This is a genomic window from Aeromonas sp. 130281 (assembly GCF_056642115.1).
On the sequence record NZ_JBWVQS010000005.1, the window covers coordinates 1 to 18910 of the forward strand.

Annotated in this window: 15 protein-coding genes; 7 read left to right on the top strand and 8 right to left on the bottom strand. The window is 61.3% G+C overall.

What is annotated here, in order from left to right; all coding sequences use genetic code 11:
• From AC1IN8_RS13940 to AC1IN8_RS13950, 3 genes are all read left to right on the top strand, one after another.
• Positions 1-2799 (top strand): VWA domain-containing protein (locus AC1IN8_RS13940; RefSeq protein ID WP_479759228.1); only part of this gene is annotated, 2799 nt, incomplete at its 5' end.
• A 91-nt stretch (positions 2800-2890) separates the two neighbouring features.
• A complete protein-coding gene (locus tag AC1IN8_RS13945) occupies positions 2891-3448 on the top strand; it encodes a hypothetical protein (protein ID WP_479759230.1) in 558 nt (185 codons plus the stop codon).
• A 56-nt stretch (positions 3449-3504) separates the two neighbouring features.
• Entirely contained in the window at positions 3505-4206 is a 702-nt protein-coding gene (locus AC1IN8_RS13950) for an SIMPL domain-containing protein (RefSeq protein WP_139439489.1), read from the top strand.
• A 220-nt stretch (positions 4207-4426) separates the two neighbouring features.
• On the opposite strand, the gene AC1IN8_RS13955 is transcribed toward AC1IN8_RS13950, so the two are convergent.
• On the bottom strand, positions 4427-5803 hold the full coding sequence (locus AC1IN8_RS13955) for an amino acid permease (RefSeq protein ID WP_139439490.1): 1377 nt from the start codon (positions 5801-5803) through the stop codon (positions 4427-4429).
• A gap of 359 nt (positions 5804-6162) precedes the next feature.
• Here AC1IN8_RS13955 and AC1IN8_RS13960 point away from each other — a divergent pair, with 359 nt between their 5' ends.
• A complete protein-coding gene (locus AC1IN8_RS13960) occupies positions 6163-6453 on the top strand; it encodes a hypothetical protein (protein WP_406569422.1) in 291 nt (96 codons plus the stop codon).
• Positions 6454-6562: 109 nt separating this feature from the next.
• On the opposite strand, the gene ppsR is transcribed toward AC1IN8_RS13960, so the two are convergent.
• Positions 6563-7375: a posphoenolpyruvate synthetase regulatory kinase/phosphorylase PpsR gene (gene ppsR / locus AC1IN8_RS13965; protein ID WP_139439492.1), complete on the bottom strand. Its 813-nt coding sequence runs from the start codon at positions 7373-7375 to the stop codon at positions 6563-6565.
• Positions 7376-7682: 307 nt separating this feature from the next.
• Here ppsR and ppsA point away from each other — a divergent pair, with 307 nt between their 5' ends.
• On the top strand, positions 7683-10055 hold the full coding sequence (ppsA, locus tag AC1IN8_RS13970; protein WP_479759232.1) for a phosphoenolpyruvate synthase: 2373 nt from the start codon (positions 7683-7685) through the stop codon (positions 10053-10055).
• Between the two features lie 246 nt (positions 10056-10301).
• Here the strand turns inward: ppsA and AC1IN8_RS13975 are convergent, their stop codons facing one another.
• Together AC1IN8_RS13975 and asp are read right to left on the bottom strand one after the other, a co-directional pair.
• Positions 10302-10763 carry a serine protease chaperone gene (locus AC1IN8_RS13975; RefSeq protein ID WP_479759233.1) on the bottom strand — a complete coding sequence of 154 codons (462 nt, stop codon included), beginning with the start codon at positions 10761-10763 and terminating at the stop codon, positions 10302-10304.
• Between the two features lie 18 nt (positions 10764-10781).
• Positions 10782-12656, bottom strand: a complete 1875-nt coding sequence (gene asp / locus AC1IN8_RS13980; RefSeq protein ID WP_479759235.1) for a serine protease Asp — start codon at positions 12654-12656, stop codon at positions 10782-10784.
• Positions 12657-12957: 301 nt separating this feature from the next.
• Here asp and modF point away from each other — a divergent pair, with 301 nt between their 5' ends.
• Entirely contained in the window at positions 12958-14415 is a 1458-nt protein-coding gene (gene modF / locus AC1IN8_RS13985) for a molybdate ABC transporter ATP-binding protein ModF (RefSeq protein ID WP_479759237.1), read from the top strand.
• A 95-nt stretch (positions 14416-14510) separates the two neighbouring features.
• On the opposite strand, the gene AC1IN8_RS13990 is transcribed toward modF, so the two are convergent.
• From AC1IN8_RS13990 to AC1IN8_RS14000, 3 genes are all read right to left on the bottom strand, one after another.
• Positions 14511-15590 (bottom strand): SGNH/GDSL hydrolase family protein, encoded by a 1080-nt coding sequence (locus tag AC1IN8_RS13990; RefSeq protein WP_479759239.1) that lies wholly within the window; start codon positions 15588-15590, stop codon positions 14511-14513.
• Between the two features lie 235 nt (positions 15591-15825).
• The gene (locus AC1IN8_RS13995) at positions 15826-16365 is read right to left on the bottom strand and encodes a hydrolase (protein ID WP_479759240.1); all 540 of its coding nucleotides are present in this window, start codon (positions 16363-16365) and stop codon (positions 15826-15828) included.
• 84 nt (positions 16366-16449) lie between these two features.
• Entirely contained in the window at positions 16450-16836 is a 387-nt protein-coding gene (locus tag AC1IN8_RS14000; RefSeq protein WP_404836669.1) for a VOC family protein, read from the bottom strand.
• A gap of 342 nt (positions 16837-17178) precedes the next feature.
• On the opposite strand from AC1IN8_RS14000, the gene AC1IN8_RS14005 reads away from it, so the two are divergent.
• Positions 17179-18000, top strand: coding sequence for a MetQ/NlpA family ABC transporter substrate-binding protein (locus AC1IN8_RS14005; protein ID WP_202046035.1), 822 nt, complete (start codon positions 17179-17181; stop codon positions 17998-18000).
• A 75-nt stretch (positions 18001-18075) separates the two neighbouring features.
• On the opposite strand, the gene AC1IN8_RS14010 is transcribed toward AC1IN8_RS14005, so the two are convergent.
• Positions 18076-18798 (bottom strand): phosphatase PAP2 family protein, encoded by a 723-nt coding sequence (locus AC1IN8_RS14010; RefSeq protein ID WP_139439501.1) that lies wholly within the window; start codon positions 18796-18798, stop codon positions 18076-18078.
• Between the last annotated feature and the right edge of the window lie 112 nt (positions 18799-18910).

The window sequence follows — 18910 nt, forward strand, 5'->3', positions numbered from 1 at the left end:
GGGACGGTGAACTACAGCTACACCCTGAGCGCGACCATCGACAACGACAGCAAGTCGGGTGCCACGCTGACGGAATTTGATGACAGCGTGACCATCACGGTGAACGGGGTGAGTGGCACCAGTGGCAGCGACCAGCTCATCGTGCGCATCGTGGATGATGTGCCGGTTCAACCGGTAGAGCTGAATACCCGGGTAGAAGAGTTTTCTAACCCTGGTACCAATCTGATGATCATATTGGATACCTCGGGCAGTATGGACTTCGATGCAGAGGCACCTGGATTTGCTACCCGGATGGCCGTTGCCAGGGCCTCCATCCTGCAGTTGATCAACGATTATGACGATCTGGGCAATGTGATGGTGCGTCTGGTTGGGTTTGCCAGCACGGCGACCACCAACTTCCTCGGCTCGGGGGATATCTGGTTGACTGCAGCTCAGGCACTGGATGTTATCGATGACATTACCGATACCTTGGGTAACGGCGGCACTGATTATGACGATGCTTTGATCAAGGCGATGGCGGCATATGATTCGGCAGGTAAGATCATCGGCGGACAGAGTGTGCTCTATTTCCTCTCCGATGGCGAACCTACCGAAAGCACCAGCTGGCCCGGTGTGGTCGGGACGGGAAACAACGGTATCAATGCGGCTGAACAGACTGCTTGGCAGAATTTCCTTACCAACAATGATGTCCAGGCCTATGCCTTGGGGATGGGGGGCGGGGCGACGGCGCCAGCATTGGAGCCTATCTCCTACAACGGCGCTACGGGAACAGATCAGCCTGCCATCATAGTGACGGACCTGAGTCAGTTGGCCAGCACCCTCTCGGGGACTGTGCAGGTGCCAACCACGGGCAACCTGCTGATCGATGCTGGTGTGGCCTTTGGTGCGGACGGTCCTGCCGCCTTGCCCATTACCAGTATTTCCCACGATGCGGATGGTAACCCGGCGACACCGGACGTTATCTACACCATGGCTTATTCCGGCTATAACGCTACTACCCATGTGCTGACTATTCCGACTCATGGGGGGGGCACTCTCTCGGTCAATTTGTTAACCGGGGCTTACAGCTACAGCCTGTCGCTGGATGTGGCCAATGACTACACCGAAACCTTCCACTACACCATCAGCGATGCCGATGGGGATGTGAAGACAGGGGTGTTGAATATGATCACCACGGATTCCAGTGAGGTCACCGTCTATGACAACAGCAATGAGGCGCTGGTGTATCAGATCATGGTACCTGGGGTGACGACCCCTACAACCTTGGCGGATTTCCAGACGACGACCAATGGGAGCGGTACAGGATATAACCCTTGGATATATGACACGTCTGGCACCGGTACCAGCGTGATCGATTTGGGGTCAAGCACTATCGCTACGGCGGTTGCAGGTAATGGAGACAAGTGGGTCGTCAGTACCTTAAACAGCTCAACGTTAGATGGCAGCGTAAACGGTGGTGTATTGCTACTAGTCGACTCGAATGATGATGGCGCAGGGGCAGCGCAGCTTTTGACCCCGGAGTTTGTCACGAGTTCGACACTGGCGACAACGCTAAGCTTCCAGTACGACAGAGACAATGTGAATAATAGCGATACAGTGACTTGGAACCTCTACAAGTATGATGGTGCTAACTGGATTCAGCTTTCCGGTGCAGGTTTGAGTGGCAATCTGTCTAGCAACCCCGCTTCAATGACAACGGTCACAACAGCAACACTGGATGCAAACACTCGTTATCGGGTCTATTTCTCGGTCAATGATGGCTCTGGAAACAGTGATTCAACCTTGCAACTGGACAATATCAGACTCAACATCACAGGCGCTGCCACCGCCGCCATTGCCATCATGGCTGCTCAGGGCAATGTGCTGACCGACCCCAATCACAACCCGTACAGCAGCGATCCCTGGGGGGCGGTAGATGCTCTGGGCAGCGAGAACGCTGTGCTCAAGATCTGGAATGGCAGCAGTTATACCTCTGTTACCACCAGTCAGACGGTTGCCGGGCTCTATGGTTCCCTCGAGATCCACAGTGATGGTGCCTATACCTACACTCCGATCTCGAACCTGAGTAATGTCGGCCAATCTGATGTCTTCACCTATCAGGTCATGCAAAACGATGGTGATCAGGACACCGCCCAGCTGACCATCAATATTGGAGCCACAGCTGCCGCTGTGCCGACTCCGATAGAAGGCACCGGTGCTGATAACAACCTTAACGGAACGGCAGGCGATGATGTGCTGTTGGGTTATGGCGGTAATGACACCATTCATGGCAATGGGGGTCATGACCACATAGAAGGGGGCGCTGGGAACGATACCCTGTATGGCGATGCAGGCAATGATGCCCTGTTGGGAGGGGTGGGTACCGATATCCTGGATGGCGGCATCGGCAACGATACGCTGATCGGTGGCCTGGGTCCAGATACCCTGACCGGTGGCGCCGGGCACGATACCTTCAAGTGGCTGGCTGGCGAGGCCGATGGCAGCATCGACAAGATAGCCGACTTCACTCTGGGGTTGAGTGGCAGCAATGCCAACAGTGATGTGCTGGACTTGTCCCAGTTGCTGGTCGATGTGCCTGCCAGCGCCAACAACAGTGTCTTGGCCGGTACGCTCAACAGTTATCTGACCTTTGATACGGTCAATAACACGCTGACCATAGACACCAATGGTGGTACTGCTGGCGGGGATCAGTTGACTGTGCTCTTCCAGAATGCACCTAGCTTCTCATCTGGTTCCAACCAGGACATCATCAAGCAACTGCTCGATGATGGTAACCTCAAGGTGGATCCACATCCGTAGACAGCATGTACAGAGGGCGGGCTTGCCTGCCCTCTGTTGCTGACACGGGAAGGACGTTAAGATAGGCAACTATTGATGTAGTGAGGAAGATATGGGGCCATTCAACTGGATCGACGTCGATGGCATTCGCTATAGCTGGGATGGGCAGGACAGCATCGTCTGCTCCGGCCGCTTTGGCTATCAGGCCGCGATGACGGGTGACAAGCTCAATGGTCTGGAGCTGGAGAGTGAAGATGGCGATGTGGCGGGGTTGCTCAATGTGGACTTTGCCGCCTCCAGCATCAGCTTCACGCCGGCAGAGGATGCGCCCTTGCCTCACATGGTGGTGCTGGTTGGCCATGAGTGGGGGCAGCAGGAGTATTCGTTGCAGAGCCTGAGCGACAGCTCCTTGCAGGGGCTGCTCAGCCATGGTGAAGAGCTTGACTGGAGTAGTCTGGCGGTGGTGACGGCTTCCGAGCCGAGCGTGCCATCGCAAGGTCACGTTCTGTCGTGGGATTCATTCCATTTCGAGGATGAGTCTCTGCTCGGAGCCGAGGTTCCGTCGTCCGTGATCGCGAGCCATGGCAATCCGCTTGGCGCAGAGATCAGCATCAACATCGACATGACCAATCAGGTGCTGGAGCAGATCCCCCCATTGCACGATATATGAATCCCAATCGACGACGTGCATAATGGCCTCCATCTAATCGATGGAGGTTTTTTTCTATGTGGCGTCCCCTTCTTACCCTGTCTGCGCTCGTTGTCAGTGCTCCGCTGCTTGCCATCGAGGTGCCCCAGGCTCCTCATCTGGTGGTCAGCGGCTACGCGGAGCAGAAGGCCGAGCCCGACATGCTGACGCTCAACGTCGCCGTGACCGCCCTGGAGAAACAGGGCCTCAAGGCCAAGCAGCAGGTGGATACCAAGGTTGCCGCCTTCTTTGGTCAACTGGAGAGCCTCGGCATCAAGCGCAGCGATGTGGAGGCCGGCAATCTGGTGATCTCCCCCGAGTACCAGTATCCGCAGAACAAGCAGCCCGAGATGGTGGGTTACCGTGCCCAGCGCCAGCTAGCGGTCAAACTCTACCAGCTCGACAAGCTGAGCCAGCTGATGGATACCGCCCTCAAGGCGGGTCTGGAGTCCGTCTCCCAGATTGAGTACGGCCTCAAGTCACCACAGATCATCAAGGATCAGGCCCGTCTTGGCGCTGTGGCAGATGCCACCAGCAAGGCGGAATCCCTGGCCAAGGCCTTTGGCATGAAGCTTGGCAAGGTGTACAGCGTCGAGTATCGCAACAGCTCCCCCATTCCTGTGTATAGCCGTGCCATGAAGGCGGCTGCCGCGCCTGCCGCCGATATGGTGGAGAACAGCTACCAACAGCAGCAGATCAGCATCACGGACAACGTGGAAGCCGTCTTCCTGCTGGAATGATGGACCGTTCAACCGGCCCTGATCTCTCCAAACCCGAGGCTTCTGCCTCGGGTTTGTCGTTATAGGGTCTGTGCATGGGCGCTGAGTGAAGGTGCACAAGGGGCGCCTCTTATCTGGGCAGGCCAGGGGAGTGATGGACGGCTTCGTCCATGCCAGGGGAGCTGGCGCATAAAAAAATGCCGGTCACTGACCGGCATTGTCGTAAGAGGAGCGGGGAGGCTTAGCCCAGATTGGTGGCCACTCGACCCTGGCGCTTCTGCTTGAACAGATAGCCCAGACCCAGCACCAGTACCCAGGCCGGGATCAGCTCGACCGAGATGCGGGTGCCGTCGTTCATGTACATGATCACCAGGATGGCGGCCATGAAGGCGAGGCAGAGGTAGTTGCCAAAGGGGCTCCAGAGTGCCTTGAACTTGGTTTCAACCCCTTCGGCAGCCTTGACCTTGCGGAACTTGAGGTGCGCCAGGCTGATCATGGCCCAGTTGATGACCAGGGCGGAGACCACCAGGGACATCAAGAGGCCGAAGGCCTTGCCCGGGATCAGGTAGTTGATCAGCACGCACAGCAGGGTGGCGGCCGCCGAGATGGAGATGGCCATCAGGGGCACACCGCTCTTGTTGGTCTTGAGCAGGGCCTTGGGGCCGTTGCCCTGTTTGGCCAGGCCGAACAGCATGCGGCTGTTGCAGTAGACGCAGCTGTTATAGACGGAGAGGGCCGCCGTCAGCACCACCAGGTTGAGCACGTTGGCCACCAGGTTGCTGTCGAGAGCATGGAAGATCATCACGAACGGACTGCCGCCTTCCACCACCTTGCCCCAGGGATAGAGGGAGAGCAGCACGGCCAGGGCGCCGATATAGAAGATGAGGATGCGGTAGATCACCTGGTTGGTGGCCTTGGGGATGCTCTTCTCGGGGTTGTCGGCTTCCGCCGCCGTGATGCCGACCAGCTCCAGACCGCCGAAGGAGAACATGATGAAGGCCATGGCCATCACCAGGCCGCCCACCCCGTTGGGGAAGAAGCCGCCCTGGGCCCAGAGGTTGCTGACGGAGGCATCGGGGCCGCCGGTGCCGGAGAACAGCAGGTAACCGCCGAAGCCAATCATGCCGAGGATGGCCACGACCTTGATGATGGCGAACCAGAACTCCATCTCGCCGAACGCCTTGACGTTGGAGAGGTTGATGGCGTTGATCAGCACGAAGAAGAAGGCTGCCGACATCCAGGTCGGGATCTCGGGCCACCAGTACTGCACGTAGATGCCGACTGCCGTCAGCTCCGCCATGCTCACCAGCACATAGAGTACCCAGTAGTTCCAGCCGGAGGCGAAACCGGCGAAGTCACCCCAGTACTTGTAGGCAAAGTGACTGAACGAGCCGGCTACCGGCTCTTCCACCACCATCTCGCCGAGCTGGCGCATGATGAGGAAGGCGATGAAGCCGCCGATGGCGTAGCCAAGCAGCACCGAGGGGCCTGCCATCTTGATGGTGTCGGCAATGCCGAGGAACAGGCCGGTACCTATGGCACCGCCCAGTGCGATGAGCTGGATGTGGCGGTTTTTCAGGCCGCGCTTGAGCTCTTCGCCGTCTTGTTGAAGATCCATTCTTCCTTCCTTACGTCGCTGAATTCACTCGTCTCGCGCCTCGTCTGCCATGGCACCTCCTGTGCCAGGCGCGGCATCTTGTGCCGAAAACGTGACGAAATCCGTATTAATATCGTTACGGTTTGCCGCGCACTGTTTTTTATGGCGGCTACCAACCCGAGCAGAATAGTGATAATCGACCGCTTGTGCACCTGTTTTCCTCATCATTGGTTTGCTTTGTGGCCAATGTTCAGGTTTTTCATGATCTGGAAAGGGTTTTTGGAAGTGATTGATGGTTTTGTGTGCGGTTGATTTCGGCTCTATTGACCTGGCGGCGGTTTGATGTGCTAGTAGCCTTTTTTCAAGGAAGGACTCATATGATCGAAAGTATTGTCGGTGGCTTGCTGCTCGCCGCGCTCTGGCTGGGAGTCTGGCTCTCCCCCATGTTGCTGACCATGGCAGCGGCCTGCTTGATGGTCTGGGGATGGCAGGGGGCGGATTATCTGGTGAACAACATCGCCATGGTGCTGACGCTCGCCGCCGGACTTGGCCTGCTCCCCGCCTGCTGGTTGAGCGAGCGGGTGCGCAAACGCCACGGCTTGCTGCGTTTTCATGGCATCTTGATGAACAATAGGGAGCTCAACAAGCCGGGCTCTCGCCCTCGCCCCTGAACCTCATGACGCCGGCGGATCCGCCGGCGTTATTTCTCCCACTCTTTCTGTCTCATTATCTTGCCACTCGCCAATCTGATAGTGCTTGATATGGCTATTTTCATGCCGGCTAGCAGAGTTGGCGGCGCAGGCCGGTTGCCTCCAGGATCTTGGCGCTGATCTCTTCCACCGAGTGGGAGCTGGTGTCGAGGAAGCGGATCGCCTCCTGGCGGAACAGCCGCTCCACGCTCGCCAGCTCCTGTTCGCACTGTTCGAGAGAGGAGTAGCGACTGTTGGCGCGGCGCTGGTTGCGGATCTCGTGCAGCCGTTGGGGGGCTATGGTGAGACCGAACAGCTTGTGGCGGTTGGCCTTGAGCGGGGCGGGCAGCTCCAGCGAGCCCATGTCCTGCTCGATGAAGGGGTAGTTGGCGGCACGGATGCCAAATTGCAGCGCCAGATAGAGGCTGGTCGGCGTCTTGCCGCAGCGGGAGACCCCGATGAGGATGATGTCCGCCTCGTCATACTCCTTGGTGGTGATGCCGTCGTCATTGCTGAGGGCGAAGTTGACCGCCTCGATGCGATCGTCGTACAGCTTGCGGTTCTCCATGCCGTGGGTGCGGTGGAGCCTGGGCTCGGCCTTGATCCCGAGCTCCTGCTCGAGGGGGCTCACGAAGGTGTTGAGAAAATCGTGGCTGCTGGCCTGGGCCTTGAGCACCTCTTCCCGTACCAGGGGGTCGACTATGGTGTGAAACAGTATGGGGCGCACCCCGGTCTGGCGAAACTGCTCATCGATGCGGGCCCGCACCTGGCGCGCCTTTTCCTGGGTCTCCACAAAGGGGATGGTGACCTGTTCGAAGATCAGCGGAAACTGGCTCAGCACGGCGTGACCGAACACCTCGGCGGTGATGGCGGTGCCGTCGGATACATAGAATACGGTGTGCACAGCGGACTCCTGTGGTGTGCTCCTGGGGGGTTGCGAGCATTCAGTATCTCTCGAAACCATATCTCTTTTGTCAACAGGTCTGCCATTCCCAAGTTGTGAACTCGCTTGCAAACCTGAGTCGTTACCTTTTTGTGTCGCCATTGTAGAATGTCTGTGTCAGACGGCCATCCCCAAATCTTGCTCGGGGATTTTTTTGATAATCAGTAGAAAACGTTTTCATGGTCGTTGGCAACACACACATACAAAAACACATGATTTGGCACAGCAGGTGCTCGGCACCCTGGCCCACCAACCTGGAGACATGCAAATGCAACAGTACGTACTCTGGTACGAACAGCTCGGAATGCAGGACGTTGAGCGCGTTGGCGGCAAGAATGCATCCCTTGGCGAGATGATCAGCAACCTCTCAGGTGCCGGCGTGTCCGTGCCGGGCGGCTTTGCGACCACCGCCTTTGCGTTTAACGAGTTTCTGGAGTTAAGCGGCCTCAACGGCAAGATCCACGACCTGCTCGACAGCCTGGATGTGGACGACATTGCCGCCCTCAACCGGGCCGGTCAGCAGATCCGTGACTGGGTGGTGGATGCCCCCTTCCAGCCCGCGCTGGAGCAGGCGGTGCGTGCCGCCTACGACAAGCTGAGCGCCGGGCTCGAGGCCTCCTTCGCGGTGCGATCCTCCGCCACCGCCGAAGACATGCCAGATGCCTCCTTCGCCGGTCAGCAGGAGACTTTCCTCAACGTGCGCGGCATAGACTCTGTCATGACCGCCATCAAGCATGTGTTTGCCTCCCTCTTCAACGATCGCGCCATCTCCTACCGGGTACATCAGGGGTACGATCACAAGGGCGTGGCCCTCTCCGCCGGGGTGCAGCGCATGGTGCGCTCGGATCTCGCCGCCTCAGGCGTCATGTTCACCCTGGATACCGAATCCGGCTTCAACGACGTGGTCTTCATCACCGGCGCCCAGGGCCTGGGGGAGATGGTGGTGCAGGGGGCCGTCAACCCGGACGAGTTCTATGTGCACAAGCCGACCCTGAAATCCGGTCGCCCCGCCGTGGTGCGCAAGACGCTCGGTTCGAAACTTATCAAGATGACCTACTCCGAGGACGCCGGTCACGGTCGTCAGGTGAAGATCGTCGACACCGTGGATGCCGAGCGCAACCGCTTCTGCATCACGGACGAGGAAGTGATGGCGCTGGCCAAGCAGGCCCTCATCATCGAGCAACACTACGGCCGCCCGATGGACATCGAGTGGGCCAAGGATGGTCAGGATGGCAAGCTCTACATAGTCCAGGCGCGACCGGAAACCGTACGCAGCCGCCAGGAGGCGAACACCCTGGAGCGCTTTGCCCTCAAGCAAGCCGGCAAGGTGCTGATCGAGGGGCGCGCCATCGGCCACAAGATAGGGGCTGGCCCGGCGCGGGTCATCAGCACCATCAGCCAGATGGACGAGGTGCAGCCAGGCGACGTGCTGGTCACCGACATGACGGATCCGGACTGGGAGCCCATCATGAAGCGGGCCTCCGCCATCGTCACCAACCGGGGTGGCCGCACCTGCCACGCCGCCATCATAGCCCGTGAGCTCGGCATCCCGGCCGTGGTCGGCTGTGGCGATGCCACCGACCGCATCGAGGCGGGTCAGCTCATCACCGTCTCCTGCGCGGAAGGGGACACCGGCTTCATCTACGACGGCGAGCTCGACTTCGACGTGGCGGTGACCGAGGTGGGCAACATGCCACGCCTGCCCATCAAGGTGATGATGAACGTCGGCAACCCGGACAGGGCCTTCGACTTCGCCCAGCTGCCGAACGCTGGCGTGGGCCTGGCGCGCCTCGAGTTCATCATCAACCGCATGATAGGGGTGCACCCCAAGGCGCTGCTGGAGTTCGACCAGCAGAGTCCCGAGCTGCAAGCCACCATCAACAAGATGATCGCGGGCTACGAGAGCCCCCGCGAGTTCTACGTCGCCAAGCTGACGGAAGGCATCGCCACCCTGGCCGCCGCCTTCTGGCCGGAGCGGGTCATAGTGCGGATGTCGGACTTCAAGTCCAACGAATACGCCAACCTGGTGGGGGGCCGTGGTTACGAGCCTCATGAAGAGAACCCCATGATCGGCTTCCGTGGCGCCTCCCGCTACATCGCCGACAGCTTCCGCCCCTGCTTCGCGCTGGAGTGCGAGGCGATGAAGCGGGTGCGCGATGTCATGGGCCTGACCAACGTCGAGGTGATGATCCCCTTCGTGCGTACCGTGGGCGAGGCGGAGCAGGTGGTGGAGATCCTGGCGGAGAACGGCCTGCGCCGTGGCGAGCGGGGGCTGAAAGTCATCATGATGTGCGAGCTCCCCTCCAACGCCCTGCTGGCGGACAAGTTCCTCGAGCACTTCGACGGCTTCTCCATCGGCTCCAATGACATGACCCAGTTGACCCTGGGGCTGGATCGGGACTCGGGCCTCATCGCCCATCTGTTCGATGAGCGCAACGAGGCGGTCAAGGCGCTGCTCGCCATGGCCATCGCGGCCGCGCGCAAGGCGGGCAAGTACGTCGGCATCTGCGGCCAGGGGCCGTCGGATCACCCGGACTTCGCCGCCTGGCTGGTCGAGCAGGGCATAGACTCCGTGTCGCTGAACCCGGATACCGTGGTCGACACCTGGCTCTATCTGGCCGAGCAGAATAAGGCAAGCTGAGCCAGCACAGGCAGCTCCCCCCATAATCCATGACGGCACCTTCTCGGTGCCGTTTTTTATTACCAACAGGGTGCTGTGTCTATGACTCGTATATGCAAGGTGCATTGGGCCTCGTCTCTCGCACTCTCTATGGGGGTGTCATTGCCGGGTGGGGATTGGAGGATGAGGTTGCTGCGGCGTCGTGGCTAAAGACGAGGGGGCCCATGGCCCCCTCGATGAGATGACTCCTTCAGAGCGAAGGGCGCGTCACCTGGGCTGCTGTTCGGCGCCGGCCAGCTCGATCTGCACCTTAACTCCCTCCTGCTGGAGCCGGGCGCTGATGGCGTTCAGATCGGTGCCGGGCTTGGCCTCCAGCAGGGCGATGCCGCCACTGCTCTGCTTGAAGCTCAGACCGTGGCGCGTGGCCAGTGCCCTGGCTTGAGGCTCGTCGGCCTCGATCAGCAGGGTACCGCTGACGGTGAGCTCGGGGCTGGCGACCCCCTGCAGCAAGACGTCACCGCTGCGCAGGCCAGGTTGTGCCGTCTTGCCATCCAGGCTGCGGGCGACGCGCTTCTTGCTGCCGTTGTCCGGGGTGAGGTAGGTCTGACCGTTCACCTCTATGGTGCTGTACTGCTTGCCCTCGATGACCACCGACTCTTGGGCCGTGGCTTGAGCGGAAACCGAGGCCAGCAGGCTTGCCAGGGCAAGGCTGAGTAAGCTGTGTTTCATGTTGTGACTCCTGTGGGATTAGAGGGAGGTTGCGTCATGGCCGATCACCCGCAGGGACCAGTTGAGCAGTTGACCCGGCTGGCTGTTATTGCGCTCGGTCAGGGTCGTACGGACATTGGTGCTGCGATTGAGCAGCGAGACCTGACGGGTGCCGCTGGCGACGTCGGTCACCGCCAGTTGCCACTCGCCCTCGGCGGATTCCCCGTAGAACTTGTGGGAGAGCATGCGCATGTCGCGCAGCCCCTTGGTACGCACATAACCCAGCTGCTGCCGGTCGAGGGATTGACCCACCAGGCTGTTGTTGGGGTTGAGCAGCACGCTGCGGGTGCCGGAGGGGGAGACCAGCTCGATCAGCAGATCGGGCAGCCGCTGGTGATCCAGACTGACCTGCACCTGCACCGCTTCCACGGTCAGCGGCTGACTGACCCGGGTGCTGGAGGTGGTCGGGCTGCTGCCCAGATCCGGGATGGCGCCCTGGGCGCCCTGCACAGTCACCTTCTGCCAGGGCAGCTGTACCAGCGGCGGCAAGGGATTGTGAGTGGCGGCGCTCGCCAGGGCCTTGTTCACATCGATGAGGCCAAAGCCGTAGGTCGGGTTGAACCAGACCCCGGCGGCGTTGCGCTCCCAGCCTTCCAGCCCGGTCACCCGGCGTTGCTGACCATTGGCGGCTGTGTAGCTCAGTGTGACCGCTGCCTGGTTGGCATCGATGCGGGTGGCATTGCGCGCCAGCAGATCCCGCAGATCCCGTACCGACAAGTCCGGGTAGGCCGACATCAGCAGTGCCATGGCGCCAGCTGTGTTCGGGGTGGCCGAAGAGGTGCCATTCATGGTGCCGTTGTAGTCGCAGCTTGCATCCAGCGCCGGGTTGCCGTGCAGTCGGTTGGTGCTGGGATCGTCTACCCGGTTGTAGCCCAGGTCACACCCGGGCAGATCCGTGGTCACCATGGCCGGTGAGGCGGTGCCGTACTCGCCGCCCGGGGCCGTCAGGAAGACGTTGCTGCCGACGCTGGAGTAGGAGGAGCGCACGCCGTCCGCGTTGCTGGCACTGACCACCAGGTTCCAGAAGTTGCTGTTGGAAGGATCTATGTTGCTGTTTTCAAACGGCAGTCTGAGCTCGCCGCCGGTGCGGTTGAGCACATAGTTGCCGGCGGCAATGCGACTGAAGCCGTTGCCTGCGGCCTTGATGTAAGCGGCCCCTTGCGCCTTCAGGGTCATCTGCTCGAACAGGCGATCCAGTTGCACCTGGTTGAGCCCGCCGGCCCCCTGGGGATCGACCAGGCTCATGCCGTAACTCTGGTTGAAGACACGGTTGTCGCGGCTGGCCTGGCTGTTGCCGAGGGCATAGAGCCAGTCTTGCTGCAACTGCTGGCTATTGTCGTCGAGCAGGTTGAAGCCTTGCAGCTGGGCACGGGGAGCCACGCCCCGGGTGCCGATGGCGTTGTCGACTGCCGCTATGATGCCGGAGACAGAGGTGCCGTGGGCACTGTCCGGATCGGTCGGCGTCGGGTCGTCGCTGCCGGTCACCACGTTCTTCGAACCTGGGCGGACGTTGTCGGCGAGATCCGGGTGGGCGATGGCCAGGCCGTCGTCCACGACGGCCACATTGATCCCCTGGCCGAGTACCTCTGTGCGGTGGGCCCACCAGAGATTGAGGTCATTGCCCGCCACGCCGCCACGGGCACTGAAGGCATGTTGGCCACTGTTGAGCAGGTACCACTGCTGGTCCTGCAAGGGGTTGATGCCGGGCAGGCAGCGCTGTGCGCTGGTGCGGCCGGTATCCATGTCGACTTCTCTGCCGGTGAGGGGGGCACAACTCTCTGCAGCCTGCGCCGAGACCACAGGCAGGGCCGAGAGCAGGGCCGTGATTGCCAATGCTAACGATGTTTTTCTCATTGATAAACTCCATCTTAAGGGCGCACCGTCCGAGGTGCGACGGGCATCTATACATGAGAAAAGACGATTCAAAAGGCTCTCATTTCGGAGTTGAGAGGGGGCTCAAAGAAATCTCATTTGAGCCCATATGGGGGTATCAATGGGGCAGATTACGTGTTTCATTGAGAGTTATTCGCATTCAGCACTAATGATCTTTTTGTTGATAGAAGGGCCTGTTGTGAAGCGCCCTCACCCCTGTCATGGCTGCCGCTGGTCGCTATCCCTGTTAAGGTAAGGGCAAAACAGCACTCAGGACGGATCCATGACTCTTTTGCAGTGGCAATCGGCCAGCTTGGCTCTTCACGGCGACCAGACCCTCTTCATCCCCGACCTCAAGCTGGCGCCTCAGGCGTGCTGGGCCTTCGTCGGCAGCAACGGCAGCGGCAAGACGGCGCTGGCCTCTGCCCTGTGCGGCGAGCTGGCCGTCCGTGCAGGGGAGGTGACTGGCCGGGTGAGGGCCGAGTGCCTCTCCTTCGAGTCGCAGCAGCGGCTGGGGGAGCTGGACTGGCAGCGGCGCAACACCGACATGCTGGGGGAAGAGGAGGAGGCAGGCTATCGGGTGTCGACCCTGATGCTGGAGGAGGGGGGCGGGGAGGCCCAGGCCCGCTCGCTGCTGGCCCGCTTCGGCATCGAGTCCCTGTGGGATCGCCCCTACCGCCATCTCTCGAGCGGGGAGGGGCGCAAACTGCTGCTGGCCCGTACCCTGCTGGGGCGGCCCGAACTGCTGGTGCTGGACGAGCCCTTCGATGGGCTGGATCAGGGCTCTCGCCAGGAGCTGATGGGGCTGCTGGCAGAACTGGTCGGGGAGGGACAGCGGTTGGTGGTGATCGTCAACCGCTTCGACGAGATCCCCCCCTTTGCCACTCACCTCGGCCTGCTCGGGGAGCTCAGCCTGCTGCTGGCGGGGGAGCGTGACGCCGTGCTCGGCAGCCGGGAAGTGGCCCAGCTGGCACGGGCCGAAATCGCCTCACCCCGCTTACCGCCTCCGCTGACGGCTCACGTGCCCTTGCCCCCAGGCCCCCGGGTACAGATGCGCGCCTTGCGCGTCGCCTACGGGGAGCATGTCATCATCGACGGGCTCGACTGGACCATAGAGGAGGGAGAGCACTGGCAACTGGTGGGGCCCAACGGTGCCGGCAAGTCGACCCTGCTCGCCCTCATCACAGGGGATCATCCGCAGGGGTACAGCAATGATCTGCGCCTGTTCGGAGTGCGCCGGGGCAGTGGCGAGAGCATCTGGGAGATCAAGCGCCACATCGGCCTGGTGAGCCCGGCCCTGCACCTGGACTATCGCGTCAATTGCTCGGTGCTGGCGGTGGTCCTCTCCGGCTTTTATGACTCCATCGGCCTCTATACCCACCCGGGGGATCGCCAGTTGGCGCTCGCCAACCAGTGGCTGCTCCTGCTGGGGCTAAAGGAGCAGGGGGCGCAGCCCTTTCACTCCCTCTCCTTCGGCCAGCAGCGCCTGGTGCTCATCGCCCGGGCCCTGGTCAAGCATCCGCCGCTGCTCATTCTGGACGAGCCCCTGCAGGGGCTGGATCCCTTGAACCGCCACCTGGTGCGGGAGATGGTGGTGCGCCTCATAGGGGAAGGCACCCAGTTGCTGTTCGTCTCCCACCACCCCGAGGATGCGCCCCCCGGCCTCAGCCACCGGCTGAGCTTCGTGCCAGACGGCGCCGGGGGTTATCGCTATCTGCAGGAGAAGCTGGATGAGGGGTGATACCGGTTAGGCGGCTATTCCTCCATGCGGAGTGAGCTAAACGGCGCCATAGGGCGCCGTTTTATGCCTTCTTAACTGGATGCCGCAAGCTGCCCCTATTCAGGCAATAGCCCTTGCTGACGGATAAGCCCGGCCAGGCTCGCCGCTATGCCGTCGTGCTCGGCGGCAGTCGGATGCCAGAGGCAGCCTGAGTTGTCTGAGCGCATTTGCTCGACCAGTACCGGGGGATCACCCAACAGGGCTAGCTGTTGCTGCAGGCGGGCCAGTGCCTGGTTGAGCCGGTCATGGGGCCAGAGATATTGGCCCATGAGAATGATGGGCGGGTTGTCATAGCGTTGGCGCAGATCGCGCAGCAGCTCGACATAACCATCTACCCAGGCCTGCTGGAATGCCTCCTGATCCTGCCAGGGCTCATGGGGTTGCAGTTCAGAGCTGAAGTCATTGGTGCCGAGCTCGACGACGATCAGCGCAGGGTGCTGGCTCTCGAAGTCGGTGCCGCCCTGATAGACGGCGCCAGCCTTGTTCAGGTAGTGGGGCAGGGCATGATGGGGTTGATTGCCGTCCCAGTTGCGCAAGAGCCCGAGCCCGGAGTAAGAGACCTGGCTGTGTGTGGCTCCGAGCAGAGCTGCCGTCTTGGCCGGGAAGGCGAGCCGGGCGTTGGAGCTGTTGAGGTTCTCCTCCCAGCTGCATTCCCGCTTGTTCGACTCGCTGCCCATGCCAGCGCTGATGGAGTCACCGACAAACAACAGATGGGGTTTCTGCTGCCAGATGCCGCTCACCACCCCGTCAGTGATCAGGGCGTCCAGGGTCAGCATGGCGTCATAGGTCTCGGTGCGTTTGACCAGCTCGACCCTTACCGCGCGGGATTGGGGCAGTTGCAGGAGGGGATAGGTGTTCATGCCCTGATCGGTCTTGATGACACCGTGTAGCTGGCCATCGATCAGCAGATCGAACTGGCTTTGCTGTCCATCTATGGCGATCGCCAGCTCGCTCCCCTGAAAGAGGAATGAGAGCCGGGTGGCCGGCCAGTTGAATTGCACGTCCTGCTTGACCCAGTCGCGCACGATGCGCCCCTCGTAATTGAGACGATGATCCGTGGCTTCGATGCGGGCGGCCTGTGCCTCGGCAGCCAGCCCCACGGCGGCGAGCAGGAGGAGTCCTTTCACTGTCTTCATGCTGATCCCTGTGCTGTGTTGGGTTAACGCGACAGGGAGAGTCCAGATACCGGATCCGCTTCCGTACACGACGGGAACCGGTCAGGTATATGTCACCATCGCTGCCATTTGGCGCCCAGTTGGTGGGCGCCGAATGAAGATAGATGGTGATGTGTTGTTCATAAAAGCAGCATCATCAGGATTTGTGGGGGCCATCAAACTTTTTATTCGAAGATTAATAAGTGCCGCGTGGCGGTCACTTCACCAGAGAGAGGACCTCTCGAAACGCCGGATGGCGGCAATCTCCCATCAGCTGGTAGAGGCACATCTCCACCGAGGTGAGGGATGCGCCCCTGGCCGCCAGCTGGCCGATGGCGAGCTCCCGGTTGGCGGCGGTGCGGGACGACACCGCATCCACCACCAGAGAGACCCGGGTACCGCTCGCCAGAAGCCCCAGCACGCTCTGGTAGACGCAGATATGGGCCTCGATGCCGCATACCAGCCAGTGGCCGACCCCGGTTCCGGCGAGGGCATCGGCGACCGTCGGCTCCCCCAGGGCGCCGAAACTGTACTTGGGCAGCACAAGGGTGCCTGCCTGCAGCGGCTGCAACTCGGGCACCGTGGCGCCGAGCTTGTCCGGGTTCTGCTCCAGCCAGACAACCGGCAGCCCCAGCACCCGGGCGCCCTCTGCCAGCCTGCTCGTATTGGCAATCAGGGCTTCGCTCCCCTCGACCAGACGGGCCAGCTTGCCCTGGATATCGACCACCAGCAGGCCGGTGTTGCGGCTTTCAAGCATGATTTTCTCCTTTGTATGTGGCGAGCTTCCCGGTCCCGAGCTCAACGACGCCGGGCTCCTGCTGACAAGCTGCACGGCGCCCCTTCACGCGCTCGCCGTGCCAGGGGGGTCAAGGTAGGCCAGGGCCTCTATGTTGTTGCCGTCCGGATCGAGCAGGAAGGCGGCGTAGTAATTGGGGGCATAGTGGGGGCGCAGCCCCGGCTGCCCGTTGCAGGCAAAGCCGGCCCTGACGCCAGCCTGGTGAAACTCATCCACCTGGGCCGCGCTGCTTGCCGCGAAGGCGAGATGGCAGGGGGCACCCTGTTGGCCCCGCTCTATCAGGAAGCCCACCTTGTCGTGACCAACCCGGCCAAAACCTGCGGCGTCTTTGTCTGCCCATTTGAGTGCTATCAAGAGGGGGGCCAGCACGGTTTCATAGAAGCGTCGGCAGTCGTCGACGCGCACCACCTTGATTTCAACATGATCGAACACGGCTACTCCTTGTGCTGTCTGGGGGCTGAGCAGGCTCTCGGCACCCTTATGGGATCCCGTGAAGATGGGTATCGAATGACTACAATAAGCCGGTTTTGCGTCAAGCGGGGAGAGGGCAAGCCGCATAACTGCGTGCTCCGTCAAAGATTTCTCATCCAGGGGGCGGATGGGCTTTGCCTCTCTTTGGCCAAGCTTGCCCGGTTTTGTTGCTTGGCGAAGGGGAAAAGCTCTGTTATGGTGTCCTTAATTAGCCGTTTGGATGGCTAGATGGTTGTGGTGTCGGCCTTCATGATGACACCCGCGGCCCCACCGTTTCGATGATCAGTACGACAAGGAGTCCCCATGCAGCGCCGTTCCCTCTTCAAGATCTCTGCCCTGGCCCTGCTCGCCAGCAGCGTCTCTTTCACCGCCCTTGCCGCCGATCCCGCCAAGCAGGAGATCGTGATCGGCACCACGGTCGGGGACTTCGCCGACATGGTGACCGACTCCATCAAGCCGCAGCTCGAAGCCAAGGGCTACAAGGTCAAACTGGTGGAGTTCACCGACTACGTGACCCCCAACATCGCCCTGGCGGACGGGTCCCTGGACGTCAACTGCTTCCAGCACAAACCCTATCTGGAGAGCTTCTCCAAAGACCGGGGCCTCTCCCTGGCACCCATCACCCAGGTACCGACCGGTCCCATGGGGCTCTACGCCGGCAAGCTGGGGGACCTCAAGGCCCTGAAAGAGGGCAGCACTGTCGCCATTCCCAACGACCCCACCAACCAGGCGCGGGCCCTGCTGATGCTGCAGGACCTGGGCTGGCTGACCCTCAAGGAGGGGATCAACCCCCTCAAGGCGAGCGAATTCGATGTGGTGAAGAACCCCCACGACATCAAGCTGGTGTTGCTGGAGGCGGCGCAACTGCCCCGCTCCCGTGAAGACGTGGACTTCTCCGTCATCAACGGCAACTTCGCAGCCTCGAGCGGGATCCCCTTCAGCACGGGTCTCTTCCTCGAGCGCAGCTATGACTTCATCAACTGGGTGGTGGTCAAAGGAGCCGATGCGGACAAGCCGTTCGCCAAGGATGTGGCGGCGGCCTACAACTCCCCCGAGTTCAAGGCCTATGCCGCAAAGCGTTTCGTCGGCTACAAGTACCCCCAGGGCTGGCAGAGCCAGGGCTGAGAGCAGAGCCAGGGCTGAGAGCAGCACCTGCAACGAAAAACGGGCACCAGGGTGCCCGTTTTTTCATCTGGGAGATCAGTAGCGGTGCAGCCACCAGCGGGCGGCGACGAGGGCGGTGAGGCTGCCAAGCAGGGCGCTCGCCAGCACGTCCAGGGGCCAGTGCATGCCGATCAGGGTGCGCGACAGGCCGATGCCGATGGCCCAGAGCGGCAGCAGCCAGACCCCGGCGGGGGCACGGGCCAGCCAGATCAGGCCGAAGAACTGGGCCAGGCTCATGGCGGCGATGCTGTGGCCGGAGGGGAAGGCGTAGTTCACCTCCGTCTGCCAGTGGTGGCCGAGCCAGGCGGGCAGCGCCAGCAACTGGGTCGCGGCGTGGACCTGTTCGCTGCGAAGCGCACTGCTGCCGGCATAGAACTGGCGGATGGCGGGGATAAGCTCCTGGCTCTCCAGCCAGAGCAGATAGGGCCTTGGCTCCTCGGTCAGCTGCTTGATGAGGCTCTTGATGATCCAGTCGCTCGCGAGCGCGGCAAAGAGGGCGCCCGCGAGGGCCAGTAGGGCGGTGTGGCCGAGCGTCAGCTTGTGTCGGGTCAGCAGCAGCAAGGCGGCGATGGTGATGGCAAGGCCGGGCAGGTCCACCATGCGGGTAAGGGCATAGGGCCACCAGAGCCAGTCCGATTGCAGGGCACCCGTCATGAAGGGCTGCCAGGGCAGGCAGACGAGCAGCAGCAGCGGCAGCAGCAGTATGGCGTTGAAACCAAGCACCCGGCGGCGTGGCAACGAAGAGGCATGAGTCGGCATGAGAGGGCTCGTAACAGGTGCACATGACAGGGCGGATGATAAAGAGGCGTCATTGTGCCAGCCCGTCCCCCCTGGTCAAGCCAGGGGGGACGAGGGCAACATGTTGTTACAT

What these genes read in the sequence shown, in the direction of transcription:
- AC1IN8_RS13955 (WP_139439490.1), bottom strand. Translation starts at nt 5,803, where the DNA reads ATGGATCTTCAACAAGACGGCGAAGAGCTCAAGCGCGGCCTGAAAAAC.
- asp (WP_479759235.1), bottom strand. Translation starts at nt 12,656, where the DNA reads ATGAGAAAAACATCGTTAGCATTGGCAATCACGGCCCTGCTCTCGGCC.
- AC1IN8_RS14010 (WP_139439501.1), bottom strand. Translation starts at nt 18,798, where the DNA reads ATGCCGACTCATGCCTCTTCGTTGCCACGCCGCCGGGTGCTTGGTTTC.
- AC1IN8_RS13975 (WP_479759233.1), bottom strand. Translation starts at nt 10,763, where the DNA reads ATGAAACACAGCTTACTCAGCCTTGCCCTGGCAAGCCTGCTGGCCTCG.
- AC1IN8_RS13990 (WP_479759239.1), bottom strand. Translation starts at nt 15,590, where the DNA reads ATGAAGACAGTGAAAGGACTCCTCCTGCTCGCCGCCGTGGGGCTGGCT.
- AC1IN8_RS13995 (WP_479759240.1), bottom strand. Translation starts at nt 16,365, where the DNA reads ATGCTTGAAAGCCGCAACACCGGCCTGCTGGTGGTCGATATCCAGGGC.
- AC1IN8_RS13950 (WP_139439489.1), top strand. Translation starts at nt 3,505, where the DNA reads ATGTGGCGTCCCCTTCTTACCCTGTCTGCGCTCGTTGTCAGTGCTCCG.
- ppsA (WP_479759232.1), top strand. Translation starts at nt 7,683, where the DNA reads ATGCAACAGTACGTACTCTGGTACGAACAGCTCGGAATGCAGGACGTT.
- AC1IN8_RS14005 (WP_202046035.1), top strand. Translation starts at nt 17,179, where the DNA reads ATGCAGCGCCGTTCCCTCTTCAAGATCTCTGCCCTGGCCCTGCTCGCC.
- modF (WP_479759237.1), top strand. Translation starts at nt 12,958, where the DNA reads ATGACTCTTTTGCAGTGGCAATCGGCCAGCTTGGCTCTTCACGGCGAC.
- AC1IN8_RS13945 (WP_479759230.1), top strand. Translation starts at nt 2,891, where the DNA reads ATGGGGCCATTCAACTGGATCGACGTCGATGGCATTCGCTATAGCTGG.